The 18,299-nt window shown below is 74.9% G+C and carries 20 protein-coding genes; 11 read left to right on the forward strand and 9 right to left on the reverse strand.

Features of this window, described 5'->3' with window-relative positions; translation table 11 throughout:
* Positions 1-27 precede the first annotated feature (27 nt).
* The 3 genes from ABZ385_RS03530 to ABZ385_RS03540 all read right to left on the reverse strand — a co-directional run bounded on the left by ABZ385_RS03530 (position 28) and on the right by ABZ385_RS03540 (position 2,942).
* Positions 28-324: a DUF6401 family natural product biosynthesis protein gene (locus tag ABZ385_RS03530; RefSeq protein ID WP_358700073.1), complete on the reverse strand. Its 297-nt coding sequence runs from the start codon at positions 322-324 to the stop codon at positions 28-30.
* 205 nt (positions 325-529) lie between these two features.
* Positions 530-1,474 (reverse strand): DUF2382 domain-containing protein, encoded by a 945-nt coding sequence (locus ABZ385_RS03535; RefSeq protein WP_358909501.1) that lies wholly within the window; start codon positions 1,472-1,474, stop codon positions 530-532.
* Positions 1,475-1,727: 253 nt separating this feature from the next.
* A complete protein-coding gene (locus ABZ385_RS03540; RefSeq protein ID WP_358909503.1) occupies positions 1,728-2,942 on the reverse strand; it encodes an FAD-dependent monooxygenase in 1,215 nt (404 codons plus the stop codon).
* A 191-nt stretch (positions 2,943-3,133) separates the two neighbouring features.
* Between ABZ385_RS03540 and ABZ385_RS03545 the strand changes: the two genes are divergently transcribed.
* The 3 genes from ABZ385_RS03545 to ABZ385_RS03555 all read left to right on the forward strand — a co-directional run bounded on the left by ABZ385_RS03545 (position 3,134) and on the right by ABZ385_RS03555 (position 4,474).
* Positions 3,134-3,322: a hypothetical protein gene (locus ABZ385_RS03545; protein ID WP_358582858.1), complete on the forward strand. Its 189-nt coding sequence runs from the start codon at positions 3,134-3,136 to the stop codon at positions 3,320-3,322.
* A 116-nt stretch (positions 3,323-3,438) separates the two neighbouring features.
* Positions 3,439-4,092 carry a M23 family metallopeptidase gene (locus ABZ385_RS03550; protein WP_358909505.1) on the forward strand — a complete coding sequence of 218 codons (654 nt, stop codon included), beginning with the start codon at positions 3,439-3,441 and terminating at the stop codon, positions 4,090-4,092.
* Between the two features lie 106 nt (positions 4,093-4,198).
* Positions 4,199-4,474, forward strand: a complete 276-nt coding sequence (locus tag ABZ385_RS03555) for a chaplin (protein ID WP_358582853.1) — start codon at positions 4,199-4,201, stop codon at positions 4,472-4,474.
* A gap of 69 nt (positions 4,475-4,543) precedes the next feature.
* On the opposite strand, the gene ABZ385_RS03560 is transcribed toward ABZ385_RS03555, so the two are convergent.
* The 6 genes from ABZ385_RS03560 to ABZ385_RS03585 all read right to left on the reverse strand — a co-directional run bounded on the left by ABZ385_RS03560 (position 4,544) and on the right by ABZ385_RS03585 (position 8,546).
* Entirely contained in the window at positions 4,544-5,416 is an 873-nt protein-coding gene (locus tag ABZ385_RS03560; RefSeq protein ID WP_358582850.1) for a tyrosinase family protein, read from the reverse strand.
* Positions 5,417-5,469: 53 nt separating this feature from the next.
* Positions 5,470-5,925, reverse strand: a complete 456-nt coding sequence (locus ABZ385_RS03565; protein ID WP_358582847.1) for a tyrosinase family oxidase copper chaperone — start codon at positions 5,923-5,925, stop codon at positions 5,470-5,472.
* A gap of 36 nt (positions 5,926-5,961) precedes the next feature.
* The gene (locus ABZ385_RS03570; RefSeq protein WP_358909507.1) at positions 5,962-6,627 is read right to left on the reverse strand and encodes a vitamin K epoxide reductase family protein; all 666 of its coding nucleotides are present in this window, start codon (positions 6,625-6,627) and stop codon (positions 5,962-5,964) included.
* Between the two features lie 319 nt (positions 6,628-6,946).
* Entirely contained in the window at positions 6,947-7,216 is a 270-nt protein-coding gene (locus ABZ385_RS03575; protein ID WP_358582841.1) for a hypothetical protein, read from the reverse strand.
* 190 nt (positions 7,217-7,406) lie between these two features.
* Positions 7,407-8,045, reverse strand: a complete 639-nt coding sequence (locus ABZ385_RS03580; RefSeq protein ID WP_358582838.1) for a hypothetical protein — start codon at positions 8,043-8,045, stop codon at positions 7,407-7,409.
* A gap of 261 nt (positions 8,046-8,306) precedes the next feature.
* Positions 8,307-8,546, reverse strand: coding sequence for a chaplin (locus ABZ385_RS03585; RefSeq protein ID WP_358582836.1), 240 nt, complete (start codon positions 8,544-8,546; stop codon positions 8,307-8,309).
* Positions 8,547-8,933: 387 nt separating this feature from the next.
* Between ABZ385_RS03585 and ABZ385_RS03590 the strand changes: the two genes are divergently transcribed.
* The 8 genes from ABZ385_RS03590 to ABZ385_RS03625 all read left to right on the forward strand — a co-directional run bounded on the left by ABZ385_RS03590 (position 8,934) and on the right by ABZ385_RS03625 (position 18,282).
* Positions 8,934-10,073, forward strand: a complete 1,140-nt coding sequence (locus ABZ385_RS03590) for a glycosyltransferase (protein WP_358582833.1) — start codon at positions 8,934-8,936, stop codon at positions 10,071-10,073.
* On the forward strand, positions 10,070-11,551 hold the full coding sequence (locus ABZ385_RS03595; protein WP_358909509.1) for an exopolysaccharide biosynthesis polyprenyl glycosylphosphotransferase: 1,482 nt from the start codon (positions 10,070-10,072) through the stop codon (positions 11,549-11,551). The genes ABZ385_RS03590 and ABZ385_RS03595 overlap by 4 nt, the downstream gene beginning before the upstream one ends.
* Before the next feature lie 5 nt (positions 11,552-11,556).
* Positions 11,557-12,909, forward strand: a complete 1,353-nt coding sequence (locus tag ABZ385_RS03600; RefSeq protein ID WP_358909511.1) for an O-antigen ligase family protein — start codon at positions 11,557-11,559, stop codon at positions 12,907-12,909.
* Positions 12,906-14,537 carry a lipid II flippase MurJ gene (locus ABZ385_RS03605; RefSeq protein ID WP_358909513.1) on the forward strand — a complete coding sequence of 544 codons (1,632 nt, stop codon included), beginning with the start codon at positions 12,906-12,908 and terminating at the stop codon, positions 14,535-14,537. Before ABZ385_RS03600 ends, ABZ385_RS03605 begins: the two co-directional genes overlap by 4 nt.
* A 106-nt stretch (positions 14,538-14,643) precedes the next feature.
* Positions 14,644-15,345: a polysaccharide deacetylase family protein gene (locus tag ABZ385_RS03610; protein WP_358909760.1), complete on the forward strand. Its 702-nt coding sequence runs from the start codon at positions 14,644-14,646 to the stop codon at positions 15,343-15,345.
* Positions 15,342-16,505 (forward strand): glycosyltransferase, encoded by a 1,164-nt coding sequence (locus tag ABZ385_RS03615; RefSeq protein WP_358909515.1) that lies wholly within the window; start codon positions 15,342-15,344, stop codon positions 16,503-16,505. The genes ABZ385_RS03610 and ABZ385_RS03615 overlap by 4 nt, the downstream gene beginning before the upstream one ends.
* Positions 16,502-17,155: a lipopolysaccharide biosynthesis protein gene (locus tag ABZ385_RS03620; RefSeq protein ID WP_358909517.1), complete on the forward strand. Its 654-nt coding sequence runs from the start codon at positions 16,502-16,504 to the stop codon at positions 17,153-17,155. Before ABZ385_RS03615 ends, ABZ385_RS03620 begins: the two co-directional genes overlap by 4 nt.
* The gene (locus ABZ385_RS03625; protein ID WP_358909519.1) at positions 17,152-18,282 is read left to right on the forward strand and encodes a GNAT family N-acetyltransferase; all 1,131 of its coding nucleotides are present in this window, start codon (positions 17,152-17,154) and stop codon (positions 18,280-18,282) included. Before ABZ385_RS03620 ends, ABZ385_RS03625 begins: the two co-directional genes overlap by 4 nt.
* Positions 18,283-18,299: the final 17 nt, after the last annotated feature.

An 18,299-nucleotide genomic window follows, 5' to 3' on the forward strand; every position in this document is an offset into this window, starting at 1 on the left:
CGGACCCGCCCCCTCGGGGACGGACCGTCAGAGCAGACCGTGCCGTCTCACCAGCCAGGAAATGGCGGTGAGGCGGCACACCGCGTAGTCGTGGCCGACCGGCTCGCGCCAGTCCGACTCGGCCAGCGCGTCGAGGAAGCCGAGGGCGTAGTCGCCCAGCACCTCGGGGTCGGGAGCCCGCGGCACCAGCCCCGGGCCGCCCGCCGCCAGGCGGTCCCGCAGATGGGCCACATGCTGGTCGACGGCGGCGGTGAACGCCGCCTCGAAGGCGAATTCCGCGAACCGCGGGGTGTACGACGCGGTGATGCGGGCGAGCGGGGACATCCCTCCAAATTAGGGCAGCCGGACCGCCCCTCAGGGGGCATTTCGCCATGCCGTTGGTCACAGGAGGACGAGGCGGCCGCCCCCGGACGCGCCACCGGCCGCGCACAGCGGCAGAGGGAAGCACCCGGAGATGAGTGCTTCCCTCTGTGACCCGCTCTGTGACCTGCTCCGTGACCCGCTCGGTGCCGGGATCGCGGTGCCGCGGTCAGTGGCGCGGGCCTTGCTTCCCCTCGCGCCAGCCCTCGCCCTCGACGCCGCGCTCGCCCTTCATCCCGCGCTCGCCCTTCAGGCCGCGCTTGCCCTTCATGCCGCGCTCACCCGTGGCGTCGTCGAACTCGATCTGCTCCTTGCGGACGGTGTCGGAGATCTCGCGGGTCTCGGTGACCTTCTCCGTCTCCAGGTGCACGCGCTCGACCGGCACGGTCTCCTTGCTGACGACGGGCCGCTCGGAGTGCAGGGTCACCTCCGTCTCGGCCTCGCCGATGGTGCCGCGCACCCGGTCGCCCTCGCGGATCGGCTCCCGTACGACGCGGACCTCCTCGTGGGAGAGGGGCACGGACGTCGTGACGTCCTCGGTCACGACGACCTTCCGCAGCCGGGCGCGCCCGACCTCCTCCTCCTCGGTGCCGACCCGCAGCCGCTCCTCGGAGCGCACCATCTCCTGGTCCTTGGACCGGTCGCCCGCCCCGGCGCGCGTCGCGTACTCGCGCTGCCCGGCGCCCGCGCCCACTCCGGTGCCGCCCGCTCCGGCCAGGCCGGCCGCGCCGGTGAGCGGGTGCTCACGGGTGCCCGCCGTGCCGGTGCCGGTGCCGGTCGCCGCCGTGCCGGGCCGGGTCAGCCCGTAGTGGGCGTAGAGCTCGTGCTCCTGGCCAGGGTCGAGGTGCTGGTCGGCGTCCACCCGCGGGGCCTCCTTCACGGCCTCCTTGGTGGCCGTGACGTGCAGGTCGTCGCCGCGCAGCCGGGCCCCCGTCAGCGGCACGAAGCTCTCCTTCATGCCGAAGAGGCCGGTCTTGACGGTCACCCACTCGGGACGGCCGCTGCGGTCGTCGAGGTAGACCCGTTCGATGCTGCCGATCTTTTCGCCGGTCCGGTCGTAGGCTGTCAGGCCCTTGAGCGCGTCGGGGTTGGTGAAGGCCTCGCCCTGGGTCATGGATGATCACTCCCTTGGAGCGTGCGACGGGCAGGAACCGATCCGCCACGGAACGACGCACGCCTCAAGGTCCATCGCGCTCCCCCGACGTCCGCCGCGCAAGGCGAAGAGTCACGCAGCGTACGGAGAACGCGCCGCGCTCCTGCGCCATCCCGGTCCGTGCCGCGATCCGGCCGCCCACTCGCCCCCCGCCCCCGATAGGGCCATTCGGGTGAACGCGCAGGCACCCCACCCCGCCCCGCCGGGTCCGGCGTCAGCCCCGTGGCCGTCGGCTCTGCAGGGCCCGCGCCAGGCGGGGGCCGAGGCGCTGCTTGAGCCGGCGCAGGGAGGGGAGGCGGCCCACGGTCTGGTCCAGGTGGTAGTAGAGCTGCGGCGGCACATAGGGCAGCAGCGGCGAGTGGCGCTGGCCGAGCAGCGCGAACATCCGCCGGGGCTCCAGGCCGATGTACCGGGGCAGGTTCTCGTACCACTGGGCGCTGTGCCGGGCCGCGCTCTGCACCGGGAGCAGGGCCTGCTTGCGTTCCTGCTCGTAGCGCGCGAGCGCGGCGGGCAGCTCGGCCGGACCGGTGGACTCCAGCGCGCGGGCCAGGCACACGGCGTCCCGCAGCGCGAGGCTGGTGCCGGCTCCGATGGAGTAGTGCGTGGTGTGCGCGGCGTCCCCGATCAGGGTGAGGTTGCCGTGCGACCACGTCTCGTTGGTGACGGTGGGGAAGGCCTGCCACTGGGCGTGGCTCTCGATGTCGGTGCGGCCGAGCAGCGCGTGCCCGTCGAGCATCTTGGCGAAGAGCTTCTCCAGCAGGCGCAGGGCGTCGCCGTGGTCGAGGCGGTCGAGGCCGAGGCCGCTCCAGGTCGCTGCGGAGCACTCCACCACGCAGGTGCTGTGCCCGGAGCTGTAGCCGTAGGCGTAGCACCAGATCCAGCCGTGCTCGCTCTCCACGAAGGAGAAGGTGAACGCGGTGAACACCCGGGTCGTGCCGAGCCAGACGAACCGGTTGGCGCCGGTCGTCACCCGGGTGCCGAAGTGGGCGGCGCTCTCCGTGCGGAGCCTGCTGTGGGCGCCGTCGCCCGCGACGACGAGGTCCGCGTCGGGCAGGTCGGCGCGGCCGCGGATCTCGGTGCCGAAGTCGAGGCGGACGCCCAGCTCACGGGCGCGGTCCGCGAGGATGGTCCGCAGGTGGTGGCGTCCGATGGCGTGGCCCACGTCGCCGTCGTGGGCCACGGTCCTGTCGCCCACGTACGCGAAGCCGCCGCGCCAGCACACCGACTGCTCCTCGACGGCCCGCGCGGAGACGGGGTCCTGGGCGCGGAGCTCCGCCAGGAGGTCGGGCCAGAACGTCACGCCCCAGCCGTGGCTCGCGCCCGCCGGATGTCTCTCGTGGACGGTGATCTCGTGGGCAGGATCGCGCAGCTTGGCGAGGATGGCCAGGTACAGGGAGGCGGGACCCCCACCGACGCAATGGATCTTCACGCCGCCAACGTAAGCGCCCCCCGCCGCCCGGCGGCCGACCCACGCCCCTGTGTCGCCGCCCCGGGGCGGTGCCTCCCCCACTCGGACGAGCGCCGCGTTTTCGTCACCACCCGTGACGGAATAGCGATCATGAGTGACATCTGGGCAGGATCGAGGGGTCTCGGGATACGACGATGACGAGGAGAACGGACGTGTCGGTTCACCTCAGGCTGTTTCTGTCGCTGGTCGCGGTGCTGGTGCCGCTGCTCGTGTGCGTGCCCACCGCGGCCGCGCCCACCGGCCCCGCCGCCCCCCGGGTCGGCTCCGTCGGCGGCCAGGTCGAGTGCGACTGGAAGTACGGCAGGTCCTGCGTGGTCGGCGGCGGCATGTCCTTCATGTGACGCGCCGGCGCCTGTCCTTCACGCGACACGTCGGCGCGTGCCCCGTGTCCTTCGCCTGGCGTAGTCCCGGCGGCCACGGGATGCGTGCCGGGCCCGCCGCTAGTGAGCTGTCGGGCATGGACCACGACATGGCCGACGCGCTCGCGCCTCCCTCGCGGCGCCGCGCCCTGCGCCTCACCGCCGCGGGAATCCTGACCGCCGGCGCGGTCCCGCTGACCGCGCACCGCGCCACCGCGCGATCGGACGACGTCTGTACGGGTGGCTACGACGCCGAGTTCGAGCGGGACCTGGCCGAGGCGGACGCCCGCGTCGCCCCGGAGGACGACCGGGCCCTGTTCCCCGAAGCCCTGGCCCCCCGTGGCCGGTACACCCTGCCCCTGCGCCGCGACTTCCGGGTCAGCGCGCGCTACGGCATCCGCGGCGACTGGCTCGCCGGGCACCACACGGGCATCGACCTCGCGGTGCCGCGCGGGACGCCGGTGTACGCCGTCGGGGCGGGTGTGGTGGTGCTGGCGCGCCGGTCGGGGGCGTACGGCAACGCGGTGACGGTGCGGATGCGGGACGGCCACTACGCCGTCTACGCCCACCTCTCCGCCATCCGGGTCCAGCAGGGGGACGCGATCGGCGCCGGTACCCGGGTCGGGAGCAGCGGCGCGACGGGCCGGGCCACGGGCCCGCACCTGCACCTGGAGATACGGGTCCGCCGCGGCTACGGCTCGGACGTCGACCCGGTCCGCTACCTGGCCAGGCGAGGGGTACAGCTCCTTTGAGTCCTATGAGAGGGGCCCGTACGCGTGACTCGGCCAGGAGAACCGGCGTTAGAGATCACGCGGCTGCGCGGACGCAGTCGTCTTCCCTCAGTCAAAGGAGAACGTGATGTCTCGCATCGCGAAGGTTGCCGCTCTCACCCTCGGTACCGGAGCCGTCGTGCTCGGGGGCGCCGGCCTCGCCTCGGCGGACGCCGGTGCGCAGGGCACGGCCGTCAATTCCCCGGGTGTGGTCTCGGGCAATGTGATCCAGGCCCCGATCCACATTCCCGTGAACTTCTGCGGCAACACCATCAACGTCATCGGCGCGCTGAACCCCAGCTTCGGCAACAAGTGCGTGAACAGCGACGGTGAGCACCACCACCACCACGGTTACGGCAACTGACCTGACGGCACGTGGCGGAGCCCCCGGTGACGATCCACCGGGGGCTCCCCCGCGCCGGGCCCGGGCACGCTAATCGCCGTACCGGTACAGGCGTTCGTGGTCCAAGAGGTCGTCCGGTCTGACGTCCCACGGCGGCATCGGCTCATGGCGGGCCACTACGCGGTGGTACTGGGACGAGCGGGGCCCGGGGGGCCGTGCGGGGAGGTAGGGGGCCGAGCGGGGGTGGCGGCGCCGCCAGCGGTCCCACAGCAGGTCCACGAAGGCGTGGTGGAGCCAGAACACCGGGTCGTTCACGGAGGCTCCGCCCAGCATGTGGCCGCCGACCCAGCGGTGCACCCGGTTGTGGTTGCGCCACCGCACCTTGCTCCCGGGCCGCGTCCAGCCCTCCAGCTTGTTGCGGAAGCCCTCGGGGGCGCGGGAGTTCCACGGCGGTGCGTCGTAGCGGGGGTCGTCCATCGCCAGGGCGACGTCCCCGGCAGTGGGCAGGGAGACGGGATCGTGGGGGCGTCCGAGGTCACGGGTGAGGAAGTCGCCGTCGGTGATGCTCTCCTTGACGACCCAGTGCCCGTTCCGGCGTGCGAACGGGCCGGTAATGACCTGTCGGTCGGACCGCCGCCCGGTGCCGCCCATCAGGTCCGCGCCCCACAGCGAGGCGACCGGACCGCGCTCTTTCGTCCAGTCCCAGTACGGGACGGTGACGCCCGGATCGATCCGTTGCAGCGCCCGTTCGAATTCGAGCAGGAAGCGGCGGTGCCAGGGGAAGAAGGAGGGGGCCATGTGGGCGACCCGCAGCCCTTCCTCGCCGTCCGCCACGTAGTAGTCGATGTGCATGCGGACGAACTCGTCGTACTGGCCGCGGCGCTTGAGCTTCAGCAGCGCGTCGACGAATCTGCGCCGCTCGGCCCGGCTGAGGCTGCTCTGGTTCCTGCGCGTGTGGGCCATGTCCGTCCGTTCTGCGGTGCGAGGCGGGGCGGGTGCGGGGTGGGGCATACGGCTCAGTGGCCGCGGCCGCTCAGGGCCTGGACGGGGCCCAGTTCGTCGACGGCGCTTCGGGCGGCGGCGAGTGGTGTCGCGTACGACGCGAAGTGGTCCAGCGTGCTGAGGTAGCCGCCGTCCGCCCGACGCATCAGGCCGAGCGGCCGCCCGTCCACGGTGACCCGCCAGCCCGGGGCGTGTGCGTCCGTATGGGCCGCCGGCTCGCCCCGGATGTGGCGGCCCCGGTACATCTCCTCGAACGGCAGGTCGTCGGGCACGGAGGGCGCGCTTGCCTCGTCCGGCGTCCGTGCGGCCCGGAAGATCCCGGCGCCGGCGAGCACCGCCGCGCCTGCGACGGCGAGGAGATGACGGCGCCGCACACGGTCGATGAGCCGCGACGCGTCGGGCGCGGCGGGCGGGTCCTGGCGAGGGGCGTCGCCGACCCGGCCGGGGAGCGGGGCTACCCGGCTCAGCATGGGTGACATGGTCCCGGTCTCGTCCTTTCAGGGGGCTCAGCTGGTCCAGAAGTCCCACCAGCGCGTGAGGACGAGCATTCCGATGGTGCCCAGGTGCAGCACGGGAGCGGCCCACGGGAACTCGTGCAGGAAAACGCGCGGTCCGCGGGGGACCGGCAGGAATCCGCGGCGCACAGTGTGTGACGTCACGTACCAGAACAGGAGAGTGGTGGCGGTCCAGGCGAGACAGCACCACAGGCAGAGCGCGTTGACGCGGTACAGGGACTGGAATTGCAGCCAGGTGCAGAAAGCGACACCGAGGCCTGCGCCCGCGTTGAACGTCAGCCAGTACCAGCGCGGGAAGCGGGCTCCCGCGAGCACGCCCACCCCGGCACCGGTCACGACGGCGTAGGCGACCAGACCGATCAAGGGGTTGGGGAAGCCGAACACAGACGCCTGCGCGCTCTTCATGATGGAGCCGCACGCCACCACCGGGTTCAGGCTGCACCCCGGTGTGTAGTGCGGGTCCTGGAGAAGCTTGAGCTTGTCGAGCGTGATCACCCACGCCGCCACCAGACCCGCCGCGCCGGTGAGGACCAGGAGCAGGCCGAACCACCGGTCCCCCTCCGGGCGGTGGGTGCCTTCCGGGGGCGTGGCGCCTGCCGCGCCGGGCGCCCCGGCTCCCTGGCTCGGTACGCGGCGCGGCAGGTCGGTGGTGCTCATCGGCGGGGGCCCGTTCCGCGGTCGGTTGCTCGGGAAGGGTGCTGTCCACCGGCTGCTGAGGTCATGGGGGGAACCGTATAGACGTCGGAGGGCCTGGCCGGCTCCGTTGTCACCCAGGTGGCCGATCCGGGGACCGCCGTCACACGATGGGGTCACGCGAAGCGGGCCGGCCACGCCTGCCGGTCGAACTGGCCTTCACTCCTCGTGCGCGTGGCGCACGCGTGCGGACACCCGCGAGGGTCGGCCCGTGGAAGAAGTGGCCGGCCCTCGCGCCGCCCGGGCGCGGGGGGCCGGACGGGGGAGGGAAAGAGCCGGCGCGTTACCGGCCGGCGGGAATGCCACCGATGAGCTTCATGGGACCGCCACGGGTGTTCAGGCGACCCGCGGCGTCCGCGACGGTGTTGACGGCGGATGCGCCCTTCTCGGTGTCGATCAGCTTCGCGTCCTTCGGCCCGGGATCGAGCAGGGGCTGGGTGGCGAGGGACTCGACTTCTCCGGTCAGGCTGGTGGGCGTCAGGTCACCGGCGAACGCGGGCACGGCGGAACCGGCGATGGCGATCGAACCGGCAAGGACAGCAGCAGCCTTCATGGCCTTCATCATGTTCCTTTCTTTGGCAACTCGTGTCGCCTTCGGGGGCACCGTTCAGGCACCGATTGCCTGGCGTCCCACTTCACCGGACCCAACGAGCACGGGCGGGTCCGGAAACCCCCAGGTCCACAAACGTCCCCCGAGCCCACTCGAATGAAGAGCGCCGCCTTTCGTGCCTCCGCGGGCCGGGTCAGGGCGCCGGCGTCCCGGGCACCGCCGGGGAATGGGGCAGGGTCGCGGGCGGCAGACCCTGGGGGGCTTGGGCCCCGGGCGCGTTCGGCAGCGGTGACAGGCCCGCCAGGTCGGGTGTGGGCAGACCCCCGACGACCAAGGTGGCGGCGACCACGTTGACCATGCCGGTGACGAGGGCCGGGGCGTGGGTCCGGACGGCCGCGACGTCACCTGCCGCGGTGGCCTCCAGCAGCGTGGTGTTCGCCTTCTGGAGGGCGGTCAGGGCGCTCGCCCTGGGGTCGGCCGGCGCCTTGGGATCGGCCGGGGCCCCGGGGGCCTTCGCGCCGGTGGCCTCCACCGCCCGCCACATGGCCTCGTAGTACTTCTCGACGTCCTCGGGGGAGAGCTTGTGGCCGGGGGCCTTGAGCACCGCCGTGAGCAGTTCCGTGGTCGGAGTGATGACCCCGGCGGCGTCATGGAGCTGCCTGGCCTGGGCCAGCATCGTCTCCGGGGCCGGGGCGGGCGCACGGTGCGCGGTCCAGGTCTGGTCGCGCGGTGTGCCGTCAACGGGAAGGGCGAGGGCGGGGCCGGCCGTGCCGAGAACCAGCGTCGCGCACAGAGCGGAGGTCGCGATACGCCGTACGGGCAGAGCGCGCATGGGTGTCCCTTTCGGTGCTGCGTCGGATCTTGTGATCACCGTGGGAGCGAGCGAGTCGGACCGCAACCGAAGCGCTGCGGCACGTGGCGCCCGTACCTGGGCGCGGGGGGCTCACCGGCGCGGGTGGGAAAGGGATGTGACGGAGGGTCGGCCGGCGGGCGCCGCGGCCGCCGTTCGGGGCATGTGCCACCTGTCGGCGATCCGCGCACGAAAAACGGCCGCCCCCGCTTTCGCGGGGACGGCCGTCCGTCGGACGACGTGTCAGTGGTTGACGCAGACGTTGCCGAACGCCGGGTTCAGGACACCGATGACGTCGATGGTGTTGCCGCAGAAGTTCACGGGGACGTGGACCGGCACCTGGGTGGTGTTGCCGGAGAGCACGCCGGGCGAGTGGGTGGCGGCGCCCTGCGCACCGGCGTCGGCGGTGGCGACGCCCGCTCCCGCGGCCACCGCGGCGGCGGCGACGGCGGACAGGGCAAGGGCCTTGGTGGTACGCGACATGGAGTACTGCTCCTTGTGAGGGTGTGCCGTAGGGGCGGTGTGCCCATACGTGGGATCAACTGCCGATCACCACGGGGGGTTGTGCGCCCGGACGAGTGATGTGCGCGGGCTTCGTTTGCCACGGCGGCAACACCGGTTGACGCGCAGGCGGCGGGCCGGACCGGCTCACCCGGTGCCGCGTGTCGCCCCCGCGGCCCACGAGCCGGGGCACCCCCGCGCGATTCCGACACACGTAAGCGGGTTGACGGAGCGACAGCTCCCAGCCGTTACAGTTGCCCTCCTCCATATGGGCATTTCAGTCATACGCTTTCAAACCGCGTATTCAATGCGAACCTCTCATATCCGCTGTGGTCAGAGCTCTTCACACGTCGGAAGGCCAACGCCGTCATGCCACGGATCCTGCACGTCAGCCAGCCCGTGGACGGTGGTGTGGCACGGGTCGTCGCCGACCTGGCCGCGGCCCAGGCGGCCGCGGGGGCGGACGTCCACGTGGCCTGCCCCGACCAGGGCCCCCTGCCGCGCAGGCTGGCCGCCACCGCCGGCGTGCGCACCCACCCCTGGGCGGCGTCCCGCTCCCCCGGGCGGCGGCTGCGCGCCGAGGTGGCGGACCTGCGCCGCGTCATCGACGAGGTTGGGCCGGCGCTCGTCCACGCCCACAGCGCCAAGGCCGGGCTCGCCGCGCGGCTCGCGCTGCGCGGGCGCGTCCCGACCGTCTTCCAGCCGCACGCCTGGTCCTTCGAGGCCGTCGGCGGGGCCACCGCGCTCCTGGCCAGGCTCTGGGAGCGCCGCGCGGTCCGCTGGACGACCCGCGTCGTCTGCGTCAGCGAGGCCGAGTGGCTCACCGGCCGCCGCGCGGGCGTCGACGGCTCCTACGCCGTGGTCCCCAACGGCGTGGACGTGGACCACTTCGCACCCGGCGCCGGGCAGTGGGCCCGCGACCGGCTGCTGCCCGCCTCCTTCGCCCGCGCCCCCCTCGTGGTCTGCGTGGGCAGGCTCTGCCGGCAGAAGGGGCAGGACGTCCTGCTGCGCGCCTGGCCCGCCGTCACCGCCCGGGTGCCCGGCGCCCGGCTGGTCCTGGTGGGGGACGGGCCCGACGCCGCCCTCCTGCGCGGGCGGGCGGACGCCTCCGTGCTGTTCGCCGGGGCGGCGCGGGACGCCGCCGACTGGTACCGGGCGGCCGACGTGGTGGTGCTGCCCTCCCGGTGGGAGGGCATGGCGCTGGCCCCGCTGGAGGCCATGGCCTGCGCCCGGCCGGTCGTCGTCACCGATGTGAACGGCGCGCGGGAGAGCCTGCCGTCGGCCGCCCGCGCCCACGGACTCGTACCGCCGGAGGACCCCGCCGCGCTGGCCAGGGCCCTGGTCACCGTGTTGCGGGACGCGCGGTTGCGCGACGCGCTCGGCCGGCGGTGCCGACGGCATGTCCTGGACCACCACGACGCGCGGTACGCCGCGGACGCCATCGACGTGGTGTACCGCGAACTGCTGGACGCGGCGCCCACCGAGTACAGGGAGTGCACCACCACGTGAGTGCGGAACGAACCGTTGCCTCCTCGTCAGGTCAGTCCCGGCAGGGCACCGCCGCCCCGCCCGGCACCTTCGTCATCGCCCCCCGGGGGGAACACGGCGCACCCGCCCGGGACCGCGCGCGGCGCCCCGCCCGGCGGCGGCGCTCGGTCGCGGCGCTGGTGGCCGTCGACGCCGCCGCCGCGCTGCTCCCCCTGCTCCTGCTCGACGACCCACGGCGGTACGCCGTCCTCACCCCCCTGCTGCTGGCCGCCGTCGTGGTCCTGAACGCCCAGGGGCGCCTGTACGCGTACACCGCGCTGCCCGCGACGCTGGACGAGGTGCCCGCGCTCGCCGGCCGCGCCGCGCTCGGCTGGTCCCTCACCGCCGTCCTCGCCCCCGCCCTGCCCGCGCCCCCGCCGCCGCTCGCCCTGCCGACGCTGCTCACCCTCGGCGCGGCCCAGTGCCTGCTCGGCGTCGGGGGGCGCGGCCTGGTGCACTGGCACCGGCGGGCGGGCGCGCTGCGCAGACCCCGGCCGGTGCTGGTCGCCGGGCCCGCCTCCGACGCGCGCTCGGTGGCCGCGGCCCTGCTGCGGCGGCCGCGCTGCGGCGTGCGGCCCGTGGGCGTGGTGGGCGACACCGACCAGCAGGGTGAGGCGGAGGCGGCCCCCGGGCCCGCCGTCGAACTGCCGGTGCTCGGCACGGAGGACGAGGTGCACCGTGCCGTGATCCAGAACGACGTACGCACCGTGCTCCTGGTCCCCGGCGGCGCCCCCGGGCTCACCGGGCGGCTGCCGACGCTGGGCGGCTGCGAGCTCTGGGAGATCGAGGCGCGCCCCGCGGAGCCGGCGCCCGCGCGGGACGGCGTCCGGCAGTACGTGGCCGGGTTCGCCTGCCGCCCCCTCGCTCTCGCGGGGCCGCGCGGGACCAGCGTGGGCAAGCGGGCCCTGGACGTCGCGGTGGCCGGGGCGCTGCTGCTGGTGGCCGCTCCGGTGCTGCTGGCCTGCGCGCTGGTGCTGCGCGTCACCGAGGGGCCCGGCGTGATCTTCCGTCAGGAGCGGGTCGGCAAGGACGGGCGGCTGTTCACCCTGCTGAAGTTCCGCACCCACCGGCCCGCGGACCCGCAGGAGGCGGCGACGCGCTGGAGCGTGGCCGACGAGCACCGGATGAACCCCTTCTGCCGCTTCCTGCGCAGCACCTCGCTGGACGAGCTGCCGCAACTGTGGAACGTCCTGCGCGGCGACATGAGCCTGGTCGGGCCCCGGCCCGAACGGCCCTTCTTCGTAGCGCAGTTCAGCCAGACCTACCCCGACTACGCGCGGCGCCACCGGATGCCGACCGGCATCACCGGGCTCGCCCAGATCCACGGGCTGCGCGGGGACACCTCCATCGAGGACCGCTGCCGCTTCGACAACGCCTACATCGACAGCTGGTCCTTCTGGCAGGACCTGTGCATCCTGCTGCGCACGCTCGGCTGCCTCGTGCGCCGCACGGGGAGCTGAGCGCCGTGCCCCCACGCGATGCCGTCCTGCGCGAACTGCGGCGCGGCGCACCGGTCCTGCCGGTCGTCCTGCTCGTCGCGCTGCTCGCCCTGCCGGTGCCGGCCGGCGGCCAGGCCTCGGGCGGCGGCGCCGGTCCCGGCACCGGGACGCTCGCCGACGCGGTCTCCGCCCTGGTCGTCGGCCACTGCGCCGTCCAGCTGGCCCGCACCGGCCGGCGGCCGCTGAGCGGGAGTGCCGCGGTGCTCCTCGCCCTGCCGGTCGTCGGCGTCACCGTGGCCGCCCTCGGCGCCTCCTCCGCGGCGACCGGTGTCGCCGGGGCCGCGCGCTACCTCCAGATCTTCGTGCTGGTCCCGGCGGCCGTCATGGTCCTCGTGCGCGACGCGCGCGACGTGCGGCTGATCGGCTGGGCGTTCGTCGGGCTCGCCCTGTGGCAGGGCGCCATCGGCGTGCGCCAGAACCTGACCGGCACCGGGGCCTCGTACATGGGCGAGGACATCCGCGCGGTGGGCACGTTCGGCTCCACGGACGTGATGGGGATGGCCACGGTCGTCTCGTACGGGCTCGTCTGCGCCCTGGCGCTGGCCTTTCGCCCGCACGCGCCCCGGCAGCGCGCGGCGGCCGGGCTCTGCGCGGCCCTGCTGACCGTGCCGCTCGCCCTGTCCTACAGCCGCGGGGCGTGGATCGCCACGGTGGTGGCCTGCCTCGGCGTGCTGCTGCTGGCCGGGGCCCGCCGGGCGGGCCGGGTGCTGCTGGCCGGGGCGGCGGCCGCCGTGGTGCTCGTCGCGGGGCTCGGCGTGGGCTCGGCGATGCTCCAGGAACGGCTCAGCAGCATCACCCAGGTCACCGACGCCCCCGACCAGTCGGTCACCGACCGGTACACGATGTGGGCGGCCTCCGCCGACATGTGGCGCGAGCGCCCGCTGACCGGCGTGGGCCTCAAGGGCTTCCCCGAACACCGCGACGGCCACACCTCGCTGGCCCTGTCCTCGGGCAGCGACACCGCCGGGGCGGGCAGCGGCTTCGTGCGCCAGCCCCTGCTGTCCCCGCACAACATGTACCTGCTCGTCCTCGGCGAGCAGGGGCTGCTCGGCCTCGCCGCGCTCGCCGGCGGCTGGGCGGCGCTCCTGGTGTGCGGGCTGCTGCGGTGGCGGCGCCGGTGCGCGCGGCCGGGCGGACCCGGCGGCCCCGAGCTGGAGTGCGCGCTGCTGGCCTGCGGGCTGCTGATCTGGCAGCTGACCGACTTCGTCTACGCGGACATCGGCGGCCCCTCCACCGTCCTGACGGCGGTCGCCCTCGGCGTCGTGGCGTGGTGGGCGCTCGGCGTACGGCCCGCGCCCGGAGAGGCGGCCACGCGATGACGACCGTGCCGCCGACGGTGGCCCCGCCCCCGCCCTCCGGCGCGTCACGGACGGCCGAGGCGGGCCCGGCGCCCGACAGGAGCGGCGGCTCCTTCCTCGCCAAGGCCGCGCTGGTCACGGCCGCGCTGTCGGTGGCCGGTTCGCTCCTCGGGCTCGTCCGGGACCAGGCGCTCGCGCGCTTCTTCGGCGCCGGCACCGACACCGACGCCTTCCTGGTGGCGTGGACCGTCCCGGAGCTGGCCGCGACCCTGCTCATCGAGGACGGCCTGGCCTTCTTCCTCGTGCCGGCGTTCAGCCTGGCGCTGGCCCGCCGCGCCGAGAACCCCGCCACCGACCCCGTACGCGACCTCGTGCGGGCGTCGCTGCCCCGCATGTCCCTGTGGTTCGCCGCCGCCTCGCTCGTGCTGATGGCGGCGGCGCCGTACGTGGTGGCGCTGCTCGCTCCCGGGCTGCCCGACGCGCACCGGGCCGTGGACTGCACGCGGCTGACCGCCACCTGCGCCTTCACCTTCGGCCTCACCGGCTACTGCAGCGCGGCGCTGCGGGCGCACCACCGGTTCGTCGCGCCGGCGGCCGTGTACGTCGCCTACAACGCGGCCATCATCACCGTCCTGTTCGTGCTGGCCGCGCCCTGGGGCGTACGGGCCGCCGCCGCCGGTGTCGCGGTCGGCGGCGCCCTGATGGTGGCCGTCCAGGCGCCTTCCCTGTGGCGGCAGTTGCGGCGGGAGCCGGGCGCGGCACCGGCCGCGGCGGGCCCGGCGGCGGACCGGACGCTGCAGACGGCGATCATCTGGACGGTCCTGCTGTTCGCCCTCTGCCGTCAGTCGCAGGTCCTCATCGAACGCTTCCTCGCCTCGTCGCTGCCCGCCGGCGCCATCTCACACCTGAACTACGCGCAGAAGGTCGCGCAGATGCCGATGGTCCTCTCCCTCATGCTGTGCACCGTCACCTTCCCGGCGCTCGCCCGCGCGCTGGGCGCCGGGGAGACGGAGCGCGCCCGGGACCGCGTCGAGCGCGACCTCGTCCTGGTGGGCTGCATGGTGCTCGGCGGCACCGCCGCCATCGTCGCGACCGCGCCCCCGCTCATCGAACTGCTCTTCCAGCGCGGTGCCTTCACCGCGCCCGACACCGCCACCACCGCCTCCGTCATGCGCGTGTACGCGCTCGGCCTGCTGGGCCACACGCTGGTCGGCGCGCTCGCCCGCGCCCACTTCGCCGTCGCCCGCACCACGTGGATCCCGCTCTCCTCGATGGCCGTCGGCATCGTCATGACGGCCGGGATCGGGTTCCTGAGCGTCGGCACCTGGGGCGTCCACGGCATCGCCGCCGCCAACGCCACCGGCATCTGCGTCACCGCGCTGCTCCTGCTGCGCGGCATGGGCCCGCGCACCGTGCCCATCAGGACGCGGGCCGTCGCCGGGCAGCTGGGCCGGCTGGTGCTCGCCTCCGGGGGTGCGAGCGTGCTCGGCGCCCTGTGCGCGGGGCGGGTGGCGCAGCCCGTGCCCGCCGTCGCGGCGGGCTGCGCGGTGGTCACCGTCTCCTTCGTGCTGCTCGGCCTGCTCCTGCGGGCGCAGCCCTGGCCGTCCCTCCTCCGCTCCGTCACAGGAAAGCCGCGCCATGCCCGTTGACACCACCCCGTCCCCGTCCTCCCCCTCCCCGTCCCCCTCTCCCTCCGGCACCGACGCCGAGCCCTTTCTGCGGCTCAAGCAGCCCCGTACCGCCGCGTGGATCGCGATGTACCACTCCGTCGCCGACCCCACCGACGACCCGTACCGCGTCACCGTCTCCCCCGACCGCCTCGCCGCCCAGCTGCGCTGGCTGCGCCGCCGGGGCCTGCGCGGGGTGTCGATGCGGCACCTCCTGGACGCGTGCGCGCGCGGCCAGGAGGAGAACCTGGTGGGGCTCACCTTCGACGACGGCTACCAGGACTTCGTCGACCAGGCGCTCCCGCTGCTGCGCCGCCACGACTGCTCCGCCACCCTGTTCGTCCTGCCGGGCCGCCTCGACGGCGACAACGCCTGGGACCCGCTGGGCCCCCGCAAGCCGCTCCTGGGCGCGGACGGCATCCGGCACGCCGCCGAAAGCGGCGTCGAGATCGCCTCGCACGGCCTGACCCACGTCGACCTCACCACCGCCGACGACGAGGTGCTGCGCCGCGAGGTCGCCGGCAGCCGGGCGGCGCTGACCGGCCTGACGGGCACCGAGGTGCGGGGCTTCTGCTACCCCTACGGCCACGTCGACCAGCGGGTGATCGCCGCCGTACGGGACGCCGGGTACCGCTACGCCTGCGCCATCTCCCCCGGCCCCCTGGCGGGCGTCCTCGCGCTGCCCCGCGTCCACATCGGCCAGCGGGACACGGCCGCGCGCCTGCGGCTGAAGCTGTGGACGAACCGGCTCAGGCACCGCGCCCTGGACCGTCCGGCGGTCGCCGGATGAGGGTACTGCACGTCATCACCGGACTCGGGGTGGGCGGCGCCGAACTGCAACTGCGCCTGCTGCTGCGCCATCTGCCCGCCGACTGCGACGTGGTCACGCTGACCGACGCGGGCGCGGTGGCCCGGGGCATCGTGGCCGACGGGACGCACGTCACCGACCTCGGCATGGCCGGCAACCGCGATGTGGCGGTGCTGCCCCGGCTGGCCCGGATCATCAGGTCCGGCCGGTACGACGCCGTCCACACCCACCTCTACCGCGCCTGCCTGTACGGGCGCCTCGCGGCCCGCGCGGCCGGGGTGCGCGCGGTGGTGGCGACCGAGCACTCGCTCGGCGACTCCCAGATGGAGGGCAGGCCGCTGAGCGCCGGGGTGCGCGCGCTGTACCTCGCCGGGGAGCGCCTCGGCCGGATGACGGTCGCCGTCTCCCCCGCCGTCGGGGAGCGGCTGAACCGCTGGGGCGTGCCCCGCCGGCGCATCCGGGTGGTGCCGAACGGCATCGACGTGGACCGCTTCCGGTACGACCCGGCCGCCCGCGCCAGGACCCGGCGGCAACTGGGGCTGGCGCAGGGGACGTTCGTCGTGGGGGGCGTGGGCCGGCTGACCGGCGGCAAGCGTTTCGACGTACTGCTGCACGCGGCCGCCCGGCTCCCGACCGACGTCACCGTGCTGCTGGTCGGCGCGGGCCCCGAGGAGCCCGGACTGCGGGCCCTGGCCCGGCGCCTCGGCCTGGCCGAGCGGGTGCGGTTCGCCGGCGAGGCCGCCCACGAGGACGGCCCCGACCGGGGCGCGGGCGCCGGGGGCGCGCCGGGCCTGCCCGCGCTGCTGTCCGCCATGGACGCGCTGGCCTCCCCCTCCCCCGAGGAGGCCTTCGGGCTCGCCCTCGTCGAGGGCCTGGCCTGCGGACTGCCGGCGCTCTACGCGTCCTGCCCCGCCGTCGACGACCTGCCGGCCGAGGCCCGGGGCGCGCCCGCCGCGTACTGCCCGAGCGACCCGGACTCCTTCGCCCAGGCCCTCCACGACCTGCGCGGCACCATCCCCCCGCGCCGCTCGGCACCACCGGCGGCGGCCCAGCACTACAGCATCACCCGCAGCGCCGACCGGCTGATGCGTGTCTACGCGTCCGTCGTCCCCGGCCCGACCCCGGAGGTGAAACCCCGATGAGCGACACCGTGAACGAGCGCCCGCGCGCCGCCGCCCTGCGCGCCCGCCTCGCGCGGCTGCCCCGCTGGTGGCCCCTGCCGGCCTGCGCGGCCCTCGGCCTGCTGGCCGGCGCCGGGTACGGCGCGTTCCAGACACCGCGCTACACGGCCACGAGTTACGTCGTCGCCGTACCGCAGTCCAAGGCCGACCCGGCCACCGCGCTCGGGTTCGCGCAGGCCTACGGCCGGGTGGCGACGCAGCTCGCCGTGCTGGGCGACGCGCAGGTGGCGGCCGGGATGTCCGCCGCCGAGCTGCGGGACAGCGTCACGGTGGCCACCTCCCCGGACGCGCCGATGATCGCGATCTCGGCGGCGGACGAGAAACCCGGGACGGCCGCCGTCACCGCCAACGCGGTGGCCCAGTCCCTCGCCACGAACGCCAACCACGCCAAGGACAGCACCCAGGTCAGGCTCCTGTCGTTCTCCCGGGCCCTGGAACCGACCGAGCTGTCCTCGCTCTCCACCGGCGTGACGACCCTGGTCGGCGGCTGCGCGGGCGGGCTGCTCGGCGGCCTCGCCCTCCTGGTGCGGCCCCGCGCCCGTACGGAGGAGGCACCGGCCGCCGCCTCGGTGCCGGGCCCCGCGTCCGCCCTGGCCAGGAGCGCCCCATGAGTACGGCGACGGATGCGCGCCTGCTGACGAGGCGGCTGTGCGTCGACGAGGACGAGTTCGACGCGCTGGCCGAGCCGTGGGGGCGCCTGCACCGGGCCTGCCGGGCGGCCACGCCCTTCCAGAGCCACGCGTGGCTGTCGTCCTGGTGGCGTTCCTACGGGCGCCCCGGGCGGCTGCGGGTGCTGCTGGTGCGCGACGGGGACCGGCTCGTCGCGGCGGCGCCGCTGATGCGGGTGCACCGCCCGCTCCCCGCCCTCAAGCCGCTCGGCGGCGCCATCTCCGACTTCGCGGACGTGCTGGTGGACGACTCCGTGCGCGAGGCCGGGACCGAGGCGCTGGTCGCGGGGCTCGGCGAACTGGCCGCGACCGCGCTCATCGACTTCGGCGAGGTCCGTCCCGGGGCCTGCCTGGAGGGCGTCCACGCCCGCTGGCGGGGGCCGCGCCGGGCGCTGGCCGACTCGGCCTGCCTGGAGCTGCCCGGCCTGCCCATGGAGGAGCTGCTCCAGCGGCTGCCGGCCCCCCGGGCCCAGCGCACCCGGGCCAAGCTGCGCAAGCTGGCCAAACTCGGGGTGGAGAGCCGCATCGTGCCCCCCGACGAGGTGGAGGCCTCGGTGCGGACCCTGCTGCACCTGCACCAGTTGCAGTGGAGCGGCAGAAAGGTCACCTCGGAGCACCTGCGGCCGCGGTTCCGCGAGCATCTGCTGCGCGCCATGCGGCCGATGGTCACGGCCGGGGAGGCGGTGGTGACCGAGTTCCGCCTGGACGGCGAGGTGGTGGCCGCCGACCTGACCCTGCTCTCCGGCACGCTGGCCGGCGGCTATCTGTACGGCGCCCATCCACGCCTGCGCGAGCGCAAGGTGGACGTGGCGGCGATGCTCCTCGACGCGTGCACCCGCCACACCGGCGGCGAACAGCGCCGCGCGCTGAGCCTGCTGCGCGGCAACGAGCCGTACAAGCACCATTGGCGCCCCGAACCCGTCGCCAACCGGCGCTTCCTGCTGGCCCGCGGGCGCACCCGGCCGCTGCTGGCCGCCGCGGCCTGGGACGCCTCGGCCCGCCGGTGGGCCAAGGAGCGGCTGCGCGAGCGCGCGGCCCGCCGCGAGGGCGGGGGGCCCTCCTCGGAGTGAGGGCCCCCGCGGCGTGC

Source organism: Streptomyces sp. NPDC005898 (genome assembly GCF_040629635.1).
GTDB lineage: Bacteria > Actinomycetota > Actinomycetes > Streptomycetales > Streptomycetaceae > Streptomyces.